The organism is Vibrio sp. LB10LO1, assembly GCF_010092875.1.
GTDB lineage: Bacteria > Pseudomonadota > Gammaproteobacteria > Enterobacterales > Vibrionaceae > Vibrio > Vibrio campbellii.
This window is the reverse complement of sequence record NZ_JAADJW010000003.1, coordinates 12494-30301: the sequence shown is the minus strand read 5'-3', so window position 1 is coordinate 30301 and position 17808 is coordinate 12494. Positions and strand designations below refer to the sequence as shown.

The 17808-nt window shown below is 45.3% G+C and carries 17 protein-coding genes; 4 read left to right on the top strand and 13 right to left on the bottom strand.

Annotated elements, in window-relative coordinates; translation table 11 throughout:
• Nucleotides 1–44 precede the first annotated feature (44 nt).
• Nucleotides 45–677, bottom strand: a complete 633-nt coding sequence (locus GXP65_RS03030) for an SDR family NAD(P)-dependent oxidoreductase (RefSeq protein ID WP_105065382.1) — start codon at nucleotides 675–677, stop codon at nucleotides 45–47.
• A gap of 293 nt (nucleotides 678–970) precedes the next feature.
• On the opposite strand from GXP65_RS03030, the gene GXP65_RS03025 reads away from it, so the two are divergent.
• The gene (locus GXP65_RS03025; RefSeq protein WP_162091960.1) at nucleotides 971–2242 is read left to right on the top strand and encodes an HD domain-containing phosphohydrolase; all 1272 of its coding nucleotides are present in this window, start codon (nucleotides 971–973) and stop codon (nucleotides 2240–2242) included.
• Between the two features lie 80 nt (nucleotides 2243–2322).
• Here the strand turns inward: GXP65_RS03025 and GXP65_RS03020 are convergent, their stop codons facing one another.
• Both GXP65_RS03020 and GXP65_RS03015 read right to left on the bottom strand, forming a co-directional pair.
• Entirely contained in the window at nucleotides 2323–2925 is a 603-nt protein-coding gene (locus GXP65_RS03020; RefSeq protein ID WP_005433965.1) for a 2OG-Fe(II) oxygenase, read from the bottom strand.
• A 168-nt stretch (nucleotides 2926–3093) separates the two neighbouring features.
• On the bottom strand, nucleotides 3094–3861 hold the full coding sequence (locus GXP65_RS03015) for a TerC family protein (protein WP_162091959.1): 768 nt from the start codon (nucleotides 3859–3861) through the stop codon (nucleotides 3094–3096).
• A 330-nt stretch (nucleotides 3862–4191) separates the two neighbouring features.
• Between GXP65_RS03015 and GXP65_RS03010 the strand changes: the two genes are divergently transcribed.
• Nucleotides 4192–5148 carry a LysR family transcriptional regulator gene (locus tag GXP65_RS03010; protein ID WP_005434030.1) on the top strand — a complete coding sequence of 319 codons (957 nt, stop codon included), beginning with the start codon at nucleotides 4192–4194 and terminating at the stop codon, nucleotides 5146–5148.
• A 16-nt stretch (nucleotides 5149–5164) separates the two neighbouring features.
• On the opposite strand, the gene GXP65_RS03005 is transcribed toward GXP65_RS03010, so the two are convergent.
• The 4 genes from GXP65_RS03005 to GXP65_RS02990 all read right to left on the bottom strand — a co-directional run bounded on the left by GXP65_RS03005 (nucleotide 5165) and on the right by GXP65_RS02990 (nucleotide 9978).
• Nucleotides 5165–6046, bottom strand: a complete 882-nt coding sequence (locus GXP65_RS03005) for a YjjW family glycine radical enzyme activase (protein ID WP_162091958.1) — start codon at nucleotides 6044–6046, stop codon at nucleotides 5165–5167.
• Nucleotides 6047–6067: 21 nt separating this feature from the next.
• Complete coding sequence (locus tag GXP65_RS03000; protein ID WP_162091957.1) at nucleotides 6068–7612, bottom strand: YjjI family glycine radical enzyme; 1545 nt, start codon at nucleotides 7610–7612, stop codon at nucleotides 6068–6070.
• 188 nt (nucleotides 7613–7800) lie between these two features.
• Nucleotides 7801–8427, bottom strand: a complete 627-nt coding sequence (locus GXP65_RS02995) for a LysE family translocator (protein WP_162091956.1) — start codon at nucleotides 8425–8427, stop codon at nucleotides 7801–7803.
• Between the two features lie 339 nt (nucleotides 8428–8766).
• Entirely contained in the window at nucleotides 8767–9978 is a 1212-nt protein-coding gene (locus tag GXP65_RS02990) for an HD-GYP domain-containing protein (RefSeq protein WP_162091955.1), read from the bottom strand.
• 460 nt (nucleotides 9979–10438) lie between these two features.
• Here GXP65_RS02990 and GXP65_RS02985 point away from each other — a divergent pair, with 460 nt between their 5' ends.
• Complete coding sequence (locus tag GXP65_RS02985; protein ID WP_162091954.1) at nucleotides 10439–12145, top strand: EAL domain-containing protein; 1707 nt, start codon at nucleotides 10439–10441, stop codon at nucleotides 12143–12145.
• A gap of 89 nt (nucleotides 12146–12234) precedes the next feature.
• Here GXP65_RS02985 and GXP65_RS02980 read toward each other — a convergent pair whose 3' ends face one another.
• The 5 genes from GXP65_RS02980 to GXP65_RS02960 form a co-directional block, all read right to left on the bottom strand.
• Complete coding sequence (locus GXP65_RS02980) at nucleotides 12235–12708, bottom strand: response regulator (RefSeq protein ID WP_038889456.1); 474 nt, start codon at nucleotides 12706–12708, stop codon at nucleotides 12235–12237.
• Entirely contained in the window at nucleotides 12695–14032 is a 1338-nt protein-coding gene (locus tag GXP65_RS02975) for an ATP-binding protein (protein WP_162091953.1), read from the bottom strand. Before GXP65_RS02975 ends, GXP65_RS02980 begins: the two co-directional genes overlap by 14 nt.
• Before the next feature lie 3 nt (nucleotides 14033–14035).
• Nucleotides 14036–15454, bottom strand: coding sequence for an SLC13 family permease (locus GXP65_RS02970; protein WP_005433728.1), 1419 nt, complete (start codon nucleotides 15452–15454; stop codon nucleotides 14036–14038).
• Between the two features lie 209 nt (nucleotides 15455–15663).
• Nucleotides 15664–16143 carry a GNAT family N-acetyltransferase gene (locus tag GXP65_RS02965; RefSeq protein WP_162091952.1) on the bottom strand — a complete coding sequence of 160 codons (480 nt, stop codon included), beginning with the start codon at nucleotides 16141–16143 and terminating at the stop codon, nucleotides 15664–15666.
• A complete protein-coding gene (locus GXP65_RS02960) occupies nucleotides 16140–16616 on the bottom strand; it encodes a GNAT family N-acetyltransferase (protein ID WP_077200641.1) in 477 nt (158 codons plus the stop codon). The genes GXP65_RS02965 and GXP65_RS02960 overlap by 4 nt, the downstream gene beginning before the upstream one ends.
• Nucleotides 16617–16746: 130 nt before the next feature.
• On the opposite strand from GXP65_RS02960, the gene GXP65_RS02955 reads away from it, so the two are divergent.
• On the top strand, nucleotides 16747–17208 hold the full coding sequence (locus GXP65_RS02955) for a DUF417 family protein (RefSeq protein ID WP_162091951.1): 462 nt from the start codon (nucleotides 16747–16749) through the stop codon (nucleotides 17206–17208).
• A gap of 149 nt (nucleotides 17209–17357) precedes the next feature.
• Here the strand turns inward: GXP65_RS02955 and GXP65_RS02950 are convergent, their stop codons facing one another.
• A complete protein-coding gene (locus GXP65_RS02950) occupies nucleotides 17358–17726 on the bottom strand; it encodes a hypothetical protein (RefSeq protein WP_162091950.1) in 369 nt (122 codons plus the stop codon).
• Nucleotides 17727–17808 lie beyond the last annotated feature (82 nt).

Here is a 17808-nt window from a genome sequence, read left to right as displayed (position 1 = left end):
TGCCGAAACACTGTCCCTGTTTTAGGAATGATTCAATTACGGACTTAGTACGTCAATTCAGGGTCGACACAATGGAAGATCTCCCCACTTCCCTCGCCTTTTTCAAGCATCTCAAAAATCAACCGAGCCACTTCTTGACGGTATACCAAACCATGCACTTCTTTAGGTTCAACCAACACACCATTGCCTGTTACTTCGCCATCTTTCAAGCCACCGGGACGAATGATGGTGTAATTCAAGTCGCTGGTTTGTAGCCATGCTTCCGCCAAGGATTTCTCCCGCACTACACCGCCAAACCCCGCTTTAGAACGGTCAGAAAGGTATTTCCAGCTATCACCGCAACCAAGTGACGTCACTAGTACAAAACGCTTGAGCGATGCTTTACAGGCAGCATCAATAAGGTGACGATGGCCAAGGTAATCTACCGGAATGTCTGCACGGTAGCTGCCCATCGTGCTGATGATGATATCTTCTTGATCGAGCTGCTCAACGACGCGGTCAACCTCTTCAGAAACCGTGGCATCACATGCAAACGTTGACTGACAAATCACCTTCAGTTCTGGGCTTTTGTCTGGATTTCTCGCGACACCGACAACTTCTGCACCTTTTTCTGCAAAATACTTAGCAACTGCCAAACCAAGGCCGCTACTTGCACCCCACACTACGACTCTTTTCATAACTTACCTTTACGACACAACATGATAATGAGAATACTTTACATCACTATTTATGTGGTTTTCAAAGGAAGTCAATCAAACCAAAAGAAATCTTTCGAAATCAATAAGTAGTTCAAAGAAATGACTAAGAGTGGCGAGCTTGAGATGAATTTTACGTGCGACAAGCGGTATGATTCCCAACATAACTACAACGAAGCCATGTGCACCCTTTTTAGGTATTAATTCGCTGTCGCATTCCCCTAAAAACATCAAAATAAAATCAGCACAGGCGAGTAAAAACGTCGGTAATTACAATGAAGCAACCTTCCTACTCCGATTCTTCTTCGGGATTTGAAGTCGACCTAAAACAAGCCCTTATCTGGGTGGCGCGTGCGTTAGATTACGTAGGCGTTGACGATACACATCATAGCCATCGCGTCGCTTATATTGCCTACCAATGCGCGCTGGAACTGGGTTGGGCCGAGAATAAAGCAGAGTTCTGTTACTTTGCCGGTATGGTTCACGACTGCGGAGTTTCCGAAACACGTGAACATACCATGCTACTTGAACAGCTCGTCCCCCAAGATGCAAAAGCCCACTGCATTCGCGGCTACCATACCCTCAAGCAATGTCGACTACTCTCTCAATTCGCCACCCCAATTCTTTATCATCATACTCACTGGAAAGAGCTCGAACACATCGATCTTCCGGCATTTGAAAAAGACGTCGCGGCTCTGCTTTATCTCTCTGATCGTCTCGATTTTATGCGCGCTCGCTACGTTTCCAACTGCCACAGTGATCTTGTCACTTTGCATGAAGAATTGATTGCCGAGTGCGTCATAGCTAACGCAGACACGTTGTTTAACCCGCATATGTGTGACGCCATGGTTAAGCTGGTCATGACGGATGCATTTTGGTTTGCAATGGAATCTGAGCACATCGAAACGATAGGGCTTCAATTTGAGAACATCGACTGGTTACAGAAACAGTTAACCATTGAGGACATGAACAGCTTGGGCTTGTTCTTAGCACGCATTGTGGATGCCAAAAGCCCATTCACTTACCAACACTCACAGAAAGTGGCGGAGCTATCACGCTACTTAGCAAAGAAAGTGGGACTGAATGAGCACGAACAGGAGATGATCTTTATTGCAGGGCTCGTTCACGATATTGGCAAACTCAAAACGCCTGATGAGATCCTTCACAAAGAAGGTCCATTAAACGAGCGAGAGTACACACGCATCAAACGTCATACGATTGATACTGAACTCGCCCTACACAAAGTCTTTCCTAACGCCAAAATTGCCGAGTGGGCTTCCAATCATCATGAGCGCTTAGACGGTACAGGTTACCCTTATCATAAAACCGGAGAAGACTTGGACGTCCCTTCACGTATCATTGCCGTTGCCGATGTCTTTCAAGCGCTTTCTCAAGACCGCCCCTACCGTGGACGCATGACGCAACAAGAAATTGCCATCATCATGGATGAACAAGTCGAATCAGGAAAGCTGTGCTCAGCTGTCTATCAAGTGTTATGTTCAGACATGCAAGCGTGCTATGAGCTTTCGACTGGACTTTACGGCTAAGATTGCGAGTCAGAAGATAAACGAAGAGACACCGCATTGGTGTCCCCTTGTTATTAAAACAGTCCTGATAAACGCGTGGGTTAGTGTGCAATATCAAGTTGGTTGTCTTTTACTCCGTTAATACGGAACCAACCTGCGATACTGAATCGCTCCGCGTTTGTCGGCAATACTTCGTGTGGGAATTGCTCAGACAAGAACACGAATAGACGACCTGAACGCGGTGGAATCTTCGCGATCTCATTGTCATTCAAGTCGTATACCACCAACTCACCAGCGTCCTCTTCGCTCCACGATTCGTTCATGTAAAACACCGTTGTTAGACGGCGGTTTTCATTGCCTTTGAAGCAATCGAGGTGTTTTTGGTAGAAATCACCTTTCTCGTATTTCGCGAAGTGCGCTTCGTACTCAAACAAACCAAGGAAAAAGTGGCGGTTTGCTTCTAAACGGATCTCTTCCATCTTGTCTAAGAAAGACGCCACTGGCGCGCCCATGTCGCGCTTCAACCATTGGATCTTGTCACTACGAATGGTTTCAATACGAGTCACGTCGTCGTTACGACCAATACGTGCTTTCTTCCAATCATCAGGAATACAGTCACGCAGCTCAGCCACTTCCTCTTGAGAAATAAAATCATCCCAGATGTAGTATCCGTGCGTCGATAACGCGTCGATCAGTTTGTTCATTCTATTTTGTTCACTCGAATAAGTTTGGGCGGTCTATATAAGAAATTCGTGCTACAACAACAAATTCCATTTTCTATCGACACGACAAATCCACATAAATCGCGGAATGCAGGCGTAAAAAAGCCGCTCTCGTGAGCGGCTCTAATAGGTTCAATTGCTGCGTTTCAATTATCGAGTTTGAAGCGCAATAGAACGAGGTCGAATAGGACGAATTCGTTGAATCACTGGGCGTTGTTTTTTCTTAAGCTGGATATGACACATTTCCAACACTAGACCAAACGCCATCGCGAAGTACACGTAACCTTTGTTGATGTGAATTGCAAAACCTTCTGCCATCAACAGACCACCTAGCAATACAAGGAACAGCAGTGCAAGTGTCTTAAAGCCCGGGTAACGCGTCACTAGGTTGTTGATTTTCTCCGCCGTCAACACCATCACAATCGCTGACGAAATGATCGCCGCTACCATGATTGGCACTTCGCTCGTTAGACCAACCGCAGTAATCACCGAGTCCATCGAGAACACAGCATCAACCGCAACGATCTGAAGCAGAACCACAGCCAAACCAGTACGAACATGAGTCGAGTGACCGTGTTCAGTGTGCGTTAACCAACTCCACAACTCTTTCAAGCTTTTAGCTAGTAGGAATGCACCACCCGTAATCATAATCAAATCACGACCAGTAAACGCGTAGTCGCTAAAGCTGATTAATGGCTGGGTAAGCTGCATGATCCAAGAGATCGAGAACACCAAAACAATACGCGCCATCACCGCTAGGCCAATACCTAGATTTCGGGCAAGTTTACGCTTGTGTTGCGGTAATCGTTCACACAGAACGGAGATGAATACGACGTTATCAACGCCTAAGACAACTTCAAGAGCAAACAAGGTAGCGAAGATAGCCCACGCTTCTGGTTGCATGAAAAGTTCTAACATGAGTACGCCTCCGGTGATTGGAAGCCATACGATGAATTGTTCAGTCGACTAAAGGGGTCGTCCATTAAGTTTATTTAAACCTCTGTTACTTAGGAAAGCTGAGTAAATCACCTCTCCTATTCCTTCGCAATCCCTTATTTTGTCAGGCTTATGTCAGCCACCTTTCGTACTCTAAAGGTTATTGCCTTCGTTCACCCCATCAGGTGCCGAGTTGAGCCAAATGTTTATATAGAACACGAAAAGAAACGCCTGATTTTCCGTGTTTCTACAATAGTAAAAAATTGTTTCATACTGATATACTGGACAAAATCACACGAATTAGTCTTGCGAATGGATTACATAACACTCTCACGCATTAGCCTTAAACACCTTACTGTATTGCACATGCTGCTCACGACACACAGCGTTACTCAGGCAGCGGAACAACTTTGCGTGACCCCTTCCAGCGTGAGTAAAACGCTCAGCCAATTGCGTGACATTCTAAAAGATGACCTTTTTTACCGCGATGGCACTCGTTTAGTCCCAACTCCGTTTGCATTGAACATCGGTCCTTCAGTGCACGGCATTCTTTCCAGCATGAATGGTTTGCTTTACCAAGGCTCATTTAATCCCGCGTATTACGAAGGCCGGTTCTCATTAGCAATGCGTGAAAGCACCTTTGAGATCTTCGCCCCTATGCTGCAAAACCTGTCTCAACAGATGGGCAGTAGAGCGCAATTGAACGTCTATGCGAAAGAACAAATGAGCTTCGATTCTCTGATCCGCGGGCAAGTCGACTTTTTGATTCTGCCGCACGACATCAGCCAGCCACCAACCCACAACAAAGACTTGGTATGGCAGACGATTCTAGAGGATGAAATGATCTGCCTGATGGGCGGTAACAACCCATTGGCAAAAGAAGAACTCTCGGTAGAAAACTATTTGTGCGCAAGACACATCGGCATTCACGATAAAGACTTATCTCAACCCTACTTTGAACAGAACTTAACTCAGCGCTACGCCAAGCGCAGTGTCGCGATGCATGTGGCGGACTTTGGTTCAGCCGCAGTAATGTGTCATCACTCCGATTATCTGTTCACTTGTTCAAAACTTTGGGCGCAAATGGCACTGCAGGCGAATGGCTTGGTAGAAAGACCTTTGCCATTCGAGTACGGGCAAGTGGCGTACAGTTTGGTGTGGAATAAAGCGAGTCTTAACGATCCCGCTTTAAGATGGCTACAACAGCAAGTGCTTAAGGCGTGTGAAACCTTGGGAGGATGCAGCAAACCAAGAGTAAACAAACTCTAAAGTTATCTCTGCGGCGCTACACGTAGACCGATGGCATGGTCATTGGTCTGCTGACAAACTGACTTAATCGAGCGTGAAAGCGTTCCATTTCATCCTTAGAGCATTTCTCCCATTCTTGCGCCTCACCAACCGCGCCGTGATGTTGAAACGCGTTCAGGCGAATGTTGACTGATTCTGGCAGCGCTTGCAGATAATGCCCCAGCATCATGACCTCAGTATCTAAATCACTTTTTCCGGGAATATGCAGTAATCGTACTTCATAAAGCTTGTCTACTTGCGCTAGGTATTGAATGGTTTGAAACACACGATGATTGTCACGTCCGACTAACCAATGGTGCGTATCAGTTTGCCAAGATTTTAGGTCGATCATCGCCCCATCCATATACGGCAACACTCTTTCCCAACCCGAGGTTGATAAAGACCCATTGCTATCGATGAAACAAGTGAGATGCTGCAATTCAGGATCGTGTTTGATCCCTTTAAATAGCGCAGTAATGAAAGGAAGCTGTAAGGTAGATTCCCCACCGGATACAGTAACACCGCTAATAAAAAAGCGCTGTTTGCGTATCAAATCGAGCATTGCCTCCACAGAGTAGTCAGTAATTTTTGGATTAGATTGGTGCTGACATATCTCTGTACAACGATCGCAGTGGGTGCACTCCTCTTTAAGCCAAACAACGTTGTTGCTTTCGTCGAACTTCAGCGCGCCAACCGGACACTCGCTCACACAATCACCACAATGATTACAGTGATTGATGGTGTGCGGATTGTGACAGTTGATGCACTGATAGTTACAACCCTGTAGAAAGATGACTAGACGGCTTCCCGGTCCATCAACACAAGAGAACGGAAGGATTCGAGTGACCTTAGCCAAGAGGTTTACCGATCGTCTAGTCATCTTATTCTTGTTTGTCACTCGTTACTTAACGTAAGTTGGTGACATTTCGTGGCTCACCACGCGTGGTGAACGCCCTAAAATACCGGTGTTCTTCGCCGCTTCTGCGCCTAGGAATGTGGTATTGGTACGTGAGCCTTCCGCATCGTATTTAGCGATATCAGACAGCTTCACCATATAACCTGTTACGCGAACCAAGTCATTTGAAGCAACGTTTGCCGTGAACTCACGGTAGCCTGCGTTTAGCGCACCTTTACAAAGGTTGAACATCGCTTCAGGGTTTGATTTCACCGTTTCGTCGATGGTCAGAATGTCGCTGATGCCAGAACGATAGTACTGGTGATGCCCTGCCGTTGCCTGTACATAAGACACAGGATCAGGTTCGTTGCCATAAGGAATTCGAACGCCTGGTGTCACATCCAAGTCAAGGCTAATTCCACCTTGGGCATGCAGTAATGCTTTGCCTTCTAGGCCAAACTTCACTGGCGTGTTTTCTACCAATTCAGCCAATTTAGCGGAGATGTTATGACCTAACTCGTTTGCAACAGCATCTTGGCCGTAACGGCTCGCATTGCCCTCTTTTTCTAGCAACACGTTTACCGCTTCTGCCATACCGTAGATGCCATACATTGGCGCAAAACGAGATTCTTCAATCAAACCTTCTTGAGTCAGGAAGCCTTTAAAGAACTCAGATTTCTCATGCAAGTGTGAAGCTCGGGCATCCATCAGCTCAACCATCAAACCGTGGTATTCCGGCAGCACGTTGATGAAGAAGTCATCACAGTTGTCTGCACGATTCGCCGCTTCTTTAAGATTCATACGCACAAGTGTGTTTGAACCACCAGCCAACGGCAGAGAGTTGTAGCAACTCACGATACCAAAGCGAGCACCTTCGTACGCGTTCGCGTGCATTGGGTAATTCGCAATGTGTGGCTTGCTGCACTCACAAATGTTTTGCGTTGCTTGTTTTAACAGATCGTCTGGTGTGACGGCTTCGTCGTACATGAACGTTAGGTTTGGCGCGATCTGTTTTAGCTCAGCGTCTACTTTCAAAATCGTACGACAAATAATGTTGTCCGTCGGACCAATGTTCACGTGCATGAACGCGTCTGGTAATGTGCGATCCAGCATAATCCAGAAGTGTTTCAGTTTTTTGTAAATCTGCTCGTCAGTAAGATCACCGACATAAGGCATGAGCACATCATCCAACTGACCAAGGTAAACCGGAATGTTGGTTACCGAAGGCACATGATGGTAAATGATGGTCAACATGTTGATCGCATCATCAAAATCTTCTGCTGGTTCTAACTCCAAGTATTCAGAACCTTGAGAAAGAAATTTTGCGTAATCTGGCAAAACATAGCGCGGCTTAAACGGCGCGTGACCTTCAAACATGTCACATATGACGCCTTGCTGCATTGCTTGGCTTACCTCATCAGAGATAGTCATATATGGAATAGTGGCTTCCGCTTCCAAAGCAAGAAAGTTCGATTTCTGCTTTGGTGACAAATTGCTATCTGTCGCGATAGCAAGGAAGCGCTGCTGAAGATCAGAAAGGCTTTGAGTCATCTAAGATGTTCCTGAAGAAAATACAACGGATACACCCTTTCGAGCTTATACCTCTAAAGGGTAGGTTGAATTCTACGCCTCAGGACTCTTTGCCACTAATGAAAAAAACAAAAACGTCAATTTCCACTTTGGAAATAAGATTTTTCTAATTTAGCTTACTATTTAATAGTTTAGGTCGATCCACGTTTTTAACTTCTGTGCGCGGTCGATAAAGCTAAACCCGCACTGATGAATACGCCGCCAGTCAGACGGTTAAACAACTTAGCTCTTCCCTTGGCAAATAGCCAATTCGATGTCTTCACTCCCAGTAAGCCGTAAAAAGTTAACCAACTCAGTTCAAACATAACAAAGGTGCTAGCAAAAATCATGTATTGAGTGAATAGCGATGCAGAAGGGTCAATAAACTGGGGAAACAGCGCGGTGAAGAAAACAATCGCTTTAGGGTTACTTGCTCCAACTATAAACCCACTGCTAAACGCACTAAAATAATCAGAAGACGCTTGTTCCGGTTTAGCTTGCGAAAAGTCGGTTTGTTTTGAGCGTAACGCCTGGATGCCAAGCCAAATAAGGTACGCCGCACCACACCATTTGATGATGTTAAATACGAACTCTGAAGAAGCAATCACAACACCAAGGCCGGTGAAAGACAGAGTAAGAATGATGGTAATCGCGGTTAAACTGCCAAGCGCAGTCACAAACGCTTGGCGAAAGCCGCTGCTGACGCCTTTGCTCAAGCAAAGTAACGAGCTAGGGCCCGGAGAGGCGGTCAGAACAAGTATCGCGAGGGTATAGTAGATCCAAGTATCGAGTTGCATTGGCGCTCCTTTCCAATGTACGGATGAATGGGTGAATTACGTGGAATAACGACTTCAATCTGCGTTTCAATCCATGAAACGTTTTATAGAAAAGTACCACATCATTCGGTTCATAACTGAACAGATTAACAGCCAAACAAGCCCTTCAACAAAGCGATCAGAGTAAAGAGTCTCGGCAAAAAGCCAAAGTAGAAAACACGCCTTCGTTTATCTCTCAACTAGGTCACTTTGAACTGTCTATTTATGCAATCAACATACTGGGAATATGCAATCGTGTAAAGTGATTACTTATTCGACAAAGTTGCTCACAAACACGACTAAGTGTGAGGTTATCCTGTGTTAGTCGTAGAAAGGTTTTGGATCCACTTCTAACGATGACGGCGCTATCGCCTTCTCAACCGAATACGAACTGCTTTTTAAATCCACCATCGCGACATCGATGTAACGCTTGTATTTACGTGAGTAGAAACACTTTACGATTGGCTTCAGCGGCTGAGAATCGTTGGATGTCCACACAATGCCGATTCGTCCATCGCTCAATTGGACAATCGAGCCAACAGGGTAAACACCGATGCAGTTGATGAACTTGTACACCAAATCAGGATCAAGGTGGAACGGGGTCAAACTCAATAGGATTTTAAACGCTTCTGCTGAACTCATACCCTTTTTATAAACACGATCTGCGGTCAATGCATCGTAAATATCGACAATACAACTCATGCGACCGTGCATGGGGATTTGTTCACCAGATAAGCCACGTGGATAACCCGTACCATCCAGTTTTTCGTGATGCATCAAACATACGTCTCGACTGACATCACTTAAGCCCTTTACACCCAAGATGATTTCACCAGCAAATACTTGGTGAAGTTTCATGTGTTCAAACTCTTCAGGCGTTAAACGCGCAGGCTTATGTAAGATCTCGTCATCGACTTTGATTTTACCTACATCATGAATGATGCCGCCGATCGCCAACTGCTTGAGCGTGTCTTTATCTAAGCCTAAATGCTTACCGAAAGAAACCAACAAGCATGCCACGTTTACAGAATGCTCAAGCAAGTAGCTATCTTTTTGGCGTAATGCAGAGACACATTGAAGCGCATCAGAGTCGATGAAAACGCTCTCGATCATGTCATCGGCCCATGATTCAATCTCGTTGACCTCGATGAGTTTACCTTCAAACGTTTGGTTCAGGAGCTTCTGAGCTAACCCTTTTGCTTCTGCGATCAACTTTTTCGCACGCTTATGCTGTGCTTCACGAGAACGAAAAGCGCGTTGGATTTTGGGTGACGTCGTGATTTCTGAGGCAGACAAGGTAACATCGTGTTCTTCTTCGACTGGCTTGAAGACGCACTGTTGTGCTGAAAGTTTCTGATCGACCCAAACGTACTTCACACCGCTCGCATGTAACTTTTTGATGCCCTGCTCGCTTGAAACCCGGCCAGCATTCGCAAGATTGACGCGTTTGTTCTGCTCAATGGCAGTGACGAACATTCCGACACCGACATCCGCGATTGCTATCTTAATTGAGTCTTCTGGTTTGTACTGCATATCATGAAACTTTGTTAACATTTATTATTTAGCAAACGCATTATAAGAGATCTGACCATTCACTGTTATAAGAATTCACTATCATTTAAAATTAATGAGTCTTAGGTCAATAAAAGAGACATCAAAAGTGCAATAGACCATATTTAATTTATGGAGATAGTTCAAACAATCAACACAGATGAAGACTATTTAGGCATTTTGGGTGATGAATCAATAACTTCTTAATACAAATAGTATTTACTGTTGACTAAGTTTTATAAATGCCGATTATTAGTCGCAATACTCTAATAATTATTCTCTTGCACAGAAACTTTTAGGCTCGTTAACAAAACAGACTTTCCATCTGGTTCAACTTGTTTCATTTGCAGTGTAGAAGGACAAACTTCAAAAATATGTCATTTGCGTGTAGCCCGATTTATTTACTCATCTCCACAGCAAATAGGATTGCGGAGGCAGTATCTTGACCAACAAGGTTGATCAAATCATTTCAGAGCACGATCGTGAGTTTCTGCAGATCGTTGAACAACGCTTCATTCATATCTTCGATGTGTTTAATGAAGGGCTCTTCTACATGAACGAGTTCGGTAGTATGGTTTTTTACAACCAATGCTTTTATGAGCAGTTCGGCATCAACGCAGGACGCGTCAACCTCGACCAATGGCTAGAGTTGGTGCATCCGTTAGACAGAGAGCGCTTATCGAAACGTGTTGATGCCCACATCAATACCAACAACGAACGTGTGACAACCACCTATCGTCTTCGCAAACCAAACGGTCAATATGTTTGGATTGAAGGTGTGGCAATGACCAAAGAAACCGAGCACGGTCACTACATGGTCGGCAGCCATCGAGATATTTCTGAACGAAAGTTAATGGAAAGCTATATTCACCAAGTGGCATTTCATGATAATGCATCTGGCATGGCAAACCGTGCGCACTTGCTTTTGAATATTAATGAATTAATCGAATCCAAGAGCACGCATGCGTCGATTTTTTATATTCAGATTGAAGAAATCAAATCTTACCTTAACCAATACGGCAGTGAGCTTGTCGACGGCTTGGTCGAGAAGCTGCTTCAAACCTTAAGCCACCTACCTTCTCCAAACTGTACCGTCTATCGAGTCCACGACGATGACTTTGCGATTTTAGTGCTTGATGAAGTGCCGCTTGAAGATCTGCAAGTTTACGCAAAAACCATCAAGCGGAATTATCACGATGCGGTGGTTGAAAAAGGTCAATACTTAGGGAGCAATATCAGCATTGGCCTATACCCTTGTGTTGACCCTGAGCATTCCGCCGAAGAAATCGTTCGTAAAGCCGCGCGCACTTGCCAATACGCGAACGAGAAAAATAAAGACCGCATTGCGGTGTACAGTCAGAAAACCCAGTATGCTGTGGATCGTTATTTCTTTATCGAGCAAGGTTTGAAAAACGCGCTCGAAGAGAGAACACTAAGTGTCAAGTTCCAGCCAATCGTCAGTGCATCCGATCTGCAAGTCGTGAGTTTCGAGTCTTTAGTACGCTGGCGCAACAAAGAGTTTGGCGAAATCTACCCGGATGAGTTTATCCCTGTAGCAGAAAACAAAGGCTTGATTGTCGAGCTTGGCTACCAAGTGTTTGAGAAGGCATGTCAGTTCATTAAGAGCTATCGAGAACGCTATCAAAATCAAGTTCGCGTGAATGTGAACGTGTCTGTATTGCAGCTGTTAAACAGTGAGTTCCCAAGCAAAATAAAAGCAATGGCGGACCAAGTAGGCATCGAGCCTCAAGCCATTGTACTTGAGCTTACCGAGACCTTTATTCTGGATAACAACCAAGCTGCCATTGCACCTTTGAACACACTAAGAGAACTTGGTTTTTCACTGTCTATGGATGATTTTGGTGCAGGCTACAGCTCATTAAACTGCTTCTTCGATTTGCCGATGACACAAATTAAGATCGATAAATCGATGGCGTGGAAAACCCTGACCAACCGTTCTTCTCGTGAGTATTTGAAGTTCTTGATCACCATGTGTCGTGAACAAAATATCGAAGTGGTGATTGAAGGTATTGAAGACGCGAAGATGTGTGATTTCTTTGCTGAAATGGGCGTGGATTATCTGCAAGGTTATTGGTTCTCAAAGCCCCTGTCAGTGGCAAGCGCAAGCCGATACACGCTAAGCCAATAATTTCTTTTTAAGCCAATAGCTTCGTAAACTACGACAAAATCTAACTGAGCTAGCGAGTGTTCTAGCTCAGTTTTTATCGTTTTCAGCGGTTATCTCAGGCGGTCAAACACAACATTCTGATCTAAGTGCTCGTGGTACTGGGTGTAGTCTAAACCCATATCGAAGATGTACTTGGTGACTAAATTTCTCACACACTCTACCAACTGCTCTGCCTGCCAAGGCTTCTCGAAATAACGGTCGATACCCGCAGAGTTGATCGCATTGATGGTGTCCGTATGCGTCGCCTGCCCAGTAAGCAGGACTTTGCGCGTACGAATAAATCGACTGTCTTTGGAAATCTCCGTTAGTAGCTCAACACCAGTTTTACCCGGCATCACGTGGTCCGAAATGATCAACGCAATCATCTCGCCTTCTGCGTCTAACTCATCCATTAATTCAAGTACTTCATCGGCAGACTCGCAATCTTCAATGTTGAGCCACTGGCTTAACGACTGTAAGTCTTGCAGAACCGCGCTTAACACCTCTCGCTGGTCATCAACGCAAATTAAATTAAGCTTGTCCATGTTCGTCCTCTACCGGTAGTTTAATTCTAAATATGGTTTTTTCGCTGTCGCTTTTCACTGCAATCGAACCGTTATAGCCCGCCACAATGCGCTTCACGATCGACAGCCCTAGCCCTAAGCCAAACGACAACCCACCTTTCTTGGTAGTGAAGTTTGGTCGGAAAATCTTTCTGCGTGTGGCTTCATCAATCTCGGGACCGTTGTTCGCAATGGTTACCAAGATCTTATTCTTGCTCACGCGCGTTTGTATCTCTATCGCTGGCGAATCCGTTTCTCTCATCGCATCGCAAGCGTTCTTTAAAATATTGGCCCAAATCTGCACCAGCTCGGTTTGCGAACCAACAAACAAAGGTAAATCAGCCGGACTAAAGCGCACACTGACACGTCTTAAATCGCTTTGTAGTAATGCAAGTGCTTGGTTTATCGAATCGTTGACTCTGAGCCCTTCTTCTTTGTCGATGTCTGTACGACCTAGCTGTTTCACTGATTTCACGATGCCAACGGTGTGTTGTGAGGCAATGCGCAAATCGTGCAAATCCCTCCCCATCTGCCAGTAACGAATCGCTTCTTCTGGCCGCTTTAACCAGTGCTCATTAAGGTAATCGGTCGGGACAGCGCGGGCTAACTCACGGGCTAAATCTTTAGGCAAACCGTAATATTTCTCGAAGTGTCGCCCTCGTGTTCTTGCTTCACTTGAAGAGATTTTTTGCCCTTGCATCAATCCAAAATCAAAAAACTGGCTCGCTTCAGGATGGACCTCTTCAAGCAATCCCATGATCACCGATTCCAAGCGCTCTGACTTACTGCTTACCACACCAATGGCATTGTTGAGCTCATGCGCAATACCTGCAGCAAGTTGGCCAAGTGTCGTCATTTGCTCTGCGGTGTGCAGTTTTTGCAATGCCTTCTCTTTGCCCAACGCTTCTTGCATCGCTCGGCGCTGGCGACGAGAAAGCTCGTTAACCATTACGGGCATAAACTGCGCGGTTAAAGGCCCGTACTTACCTGCTTCTACCGCTGGCGTATTGCGCTCAATCCACGCTAGCTCAACGTCTGTTTGTGCAATCACCGTTGAAGAAGCGGTCCACGTTCCAGAGAAGAAACTGTGCACGCCAATAAACGCCCCCTTAGATGCCGCAAACACTTGAGTCTGCTTTTTGCCATCCTCCGAGAAGTAACCAGCAAGCTCGCCAGACAATACGTAATAGAGCCGCTCGTTGTAGCCGTCTTGCTCAATCAATACCGAGCCTACCGACACCGTGATGCGACGCTCGATATGATTGAAGTAACGCTCTACCAGCGTATCCAATTTGCTCTCGTACATGGCTTAACCAATGTGCCCTACGGTGTGAAGGATCCACACCATCAAGAAACTCAGCAACACACCCACCACACCTAACACGACACCGACGCGCGCCATTTGATTGCTTTGCACATGGCCAGTAGCGTGAGCCAACGCGTTTGGTGGTGTACTGATTGGCAGAGACATACCAAGCGATGCCGCAAAGGTCACCACTAGAATCAACGTCACTTCACCACCGAGCGGTGTTAACGATGCCATTGAAGTGCCGAGCGCCGCCATAATTGGCATCAGCAAGTTTGCTGTCGCGGTATGAGACATAAAGTTCGCCATCAGCAAACATAAGAATGCCGCACCGAACAGCACCACATAAGGCGAGAATTCATCGAATGGAATGCTGTGAACCACCAGCCTTGCCAAACCTGTTTTATCAAGTGCTAGACCTAGCGCGATACCGCCCGATACTAACCAAAGCACATCCCAAGAGATCTTCTTCAGGTCTTCTTTGTTGATGATGCCCGTCAGTGAAAATACCGCGACCGGAATCAACGCTACTGTGTAAGAGTTCATGCCGTGCGCTGAGCCCATCAACCAAAGCAGAATCGTGCCCGCGAACGTGATGTACACAATGATGGCTTTCGGTGTTTTCAAGAATTTACTCTTAATGTTGAGGTCAATTTTGGTCGTCTCAGCTTTGTAGAGAAAATCGATCAGGAACCACGCTAGCGCCATCATCACAATGACAAACGGCACGCCAAATACCATCCATTCACCGAAGGTAATGAGGTTGTCGCCCACTAGGTATTTAAGCGCAATCGCGTTCGGTGGCGTACCAATTGGAGTACCAATACCGCCGATGTTTGCCGCGACAGGGATACACAACGCAAACGCAATGCGTCCAGGATCTTTCGGGCCAAACACCGCGATAACTGGCGTCAAGATGGACAACATCATCGCCGTCGTTGCTGTGTTCGACATGAACATAGAGAAGATTGCTGTAATCAGCATTAAACCCAGCATGACGTATTTCGGGTTTTGTCCGAACGGCTTAAGCAGTACGCGCGCTAAGTTGACGTCCAATCGATACTTGGTTGCCGCCATCGCGAGGAAAAATCCACCTAAGAACAGCATGATGATTGGGCTGGCGAACGTCGCCATGATGTCACTGTATTGCAGCAACTCACCAAAATGAGGCTCTCCCTCATCAAGCCGAAAGAAAATGATGCCCTTGTTGGAAACGAGCAACAGCTCAAGCACGATGATCACCACAGAGGTGGCGTAAATTGGGATCGGTTCAAATACCCAACAAAGTGCAGCGAGCAAAAATATCGCGATAACGCGCTGCTGAATGATGGTCATGCCTTCGAATGGAAACGCTGATAGTGGCATCAGCAGAATGAGCAAAGGGATCACCGTTGGGATGATGTATTTGAGATAAGGGCGCATAGTACTACTTCTCTTCCTGAGATGGTTTGCCGTGAGATGACTGACGTAAGGAGCTGTTTTAACTGGCTTCCTTTCGCCACTCCGAAGAGAAATTATGCGCGCGCTTTTGAGGAGGAATTCTGGTGTTAGATCAATGAACTCTTATTCACCGCAGAAAACATGCGGTATCTGTGTTCAAGCTCACTAATTGAGCGAGGATTATTTATTGATCACACATCCTTTTTGTCTAAGTGCCTCTCCATTACATAGTTGGTTAACGTAGCACCACGGACTTCTATTTGCTGCTCATTCACCACAGTAAAACCCATGTGCTCATAAAAAGGACGAGCGGTAATACTCACTTCTGAATAGATCCTATCCAGCCCTTTTGCTGCTGCTTGTTTGAGTACATGAGTCATCAATGCACGCCCTACACCTTGGCCTTGGTATTCATGATGGCAGAAAAAGTGGTCGACTAACCCGCTTGGCTGCACATCACTGTAGCCAACGATGACACCATCTAGCTCAGCGACAAACGGCTGGATAGATATCATCTTCTTTAACCAAAGCTGAGAGTCAAACCCCTCCTGCGCCCAAGCCTTCACTTGTTGCTCGGTGTAATCTCTGCGATTAACGTTTCGCACTGTGTTAAAGAAAAGAGCCCAGAGTGTCTGGGCATCTTCTTCTTGAAAGTCACGAATTGTGATCATATGTACTCCAATAAATCGATCTGCATTAATTGCCCACGGTCACCAGGAGCTCCCACCGGACGCCAACCATTTTTGTAATAGAAACGTTCACCTGCGTCATTTCCGGGAATATACCTCAGTCTCGCATACCCGCAGCCGTGATTGACAAAAAGTTTAAGTAGAAAATCTTGCAGTTGCCTACCGAGCCCTTGATTACGGAATTCGGGCAATAAATAGAACAAATTGATGTAACCGAATTTACGTCCTTCCTCGTCTAAAACTGGATATCGACACTCCAACTGCCCAACGATTTGATTGTCTTTGATGACATGAAAGAACCCTGCTTGGGGATCTTCCGCAATCGACGTAAACCAAGAGGTGATTTCTTGGGTATCAAACCCATTTTGATGACCAAAACTGACTTGGTACGCATCTTTTCGAAACGCGATGCATAAATCCAAATGACGAGATAAATCTACAGGAACAAATTCCATTTGAGCCAACCTATTTGTTATTTGCCTTTTTGCTATATAGGCATTCGTTATTTTATATAACCATAAATATAAGAATTTTATTATTCAACCGTCGGTCATTTAAAAACATGCTTTTATAGGAGAAGTTATTATGCATACATCATCTGTTTCCCAAAAACCGACACAATTTGGTTACTACCTTGGCGTATTTGGCGTTGCCCTTGTTCTTATCTGGCTGGGTACTTATAAATTCACACCAACCGAAGCCAAACTCATTGAACCTTTGGTGGTAAATCACCCTGCTATGTCTTGGCTCTATAACGTTATTTCAGTTCAAGCCGTGTCTAATATCATTGGCCTGACAGAAATCATCGTCGCAATTGGCCTATTAGTTGGATTGAAAAAACCAACGGTTGCCTACTACTCTGGTATCGCTGCAAGTGTTATCTTCCTTGCGACATTGAGCTTCCTAGTTACGACACCAAATACATGGAAAGTTTCCGATGGAGTTTTGATTGCGAACTTTTTCCTTGTGAAAGATATTCTGTTTTTAGCGATTTCAATCAGCGTGGTTGAGCGAAACAAACCAAGTTTGACGCCGGCGATTGCGTAGTTTTAAGAAAAGTATCGAGAGAGACATAGATAGAAAAGAGAAACTCGAAAACGTCAAAAGTGAAGACCCTTCTTAACGCATGGTTTTCACTGCAAAGCCCCGCACTATTTGCGGGGCTTTCTTTATTTGCGAAACTGTTTATTGAAACGTTAAGCTTCTATCAGCCCTTGCTTTTTTAGCTCCGCGGTTATGGCATTACGGGTTCTACCATGCTCTTCTGCGAGCGATGCTATTGTTGTACCAGAGGAAAACTGCTCAGATAAATGCTCGCGTTGCTCAGGTGTCCAAGGCAATCCTGCGTTCGTTGGTAAACCATTCGATTCATTTTCTCGCTGTCTTTGCTCAATGGTTCTTTTGGTTTTGTTCACTTTTGATGATTTCTTCAAATCTTGCAAAACAGCAAACATTGCTCGAATAACAATAGGCTCATTGTAGAGAGATTCACTTGGCAGCTCCTCTCCTGTTATCGGATTCGTGCCATTCGCTAAGGCTTCTATTACTTTCCAATGTGCTTCCATTACTCTCCTCCTTGAGTCACCTATGCCCTCATCAAACCACTAGCGATAAGTTAGTCAAAAGGACATATAAAGAGTTTGGAGA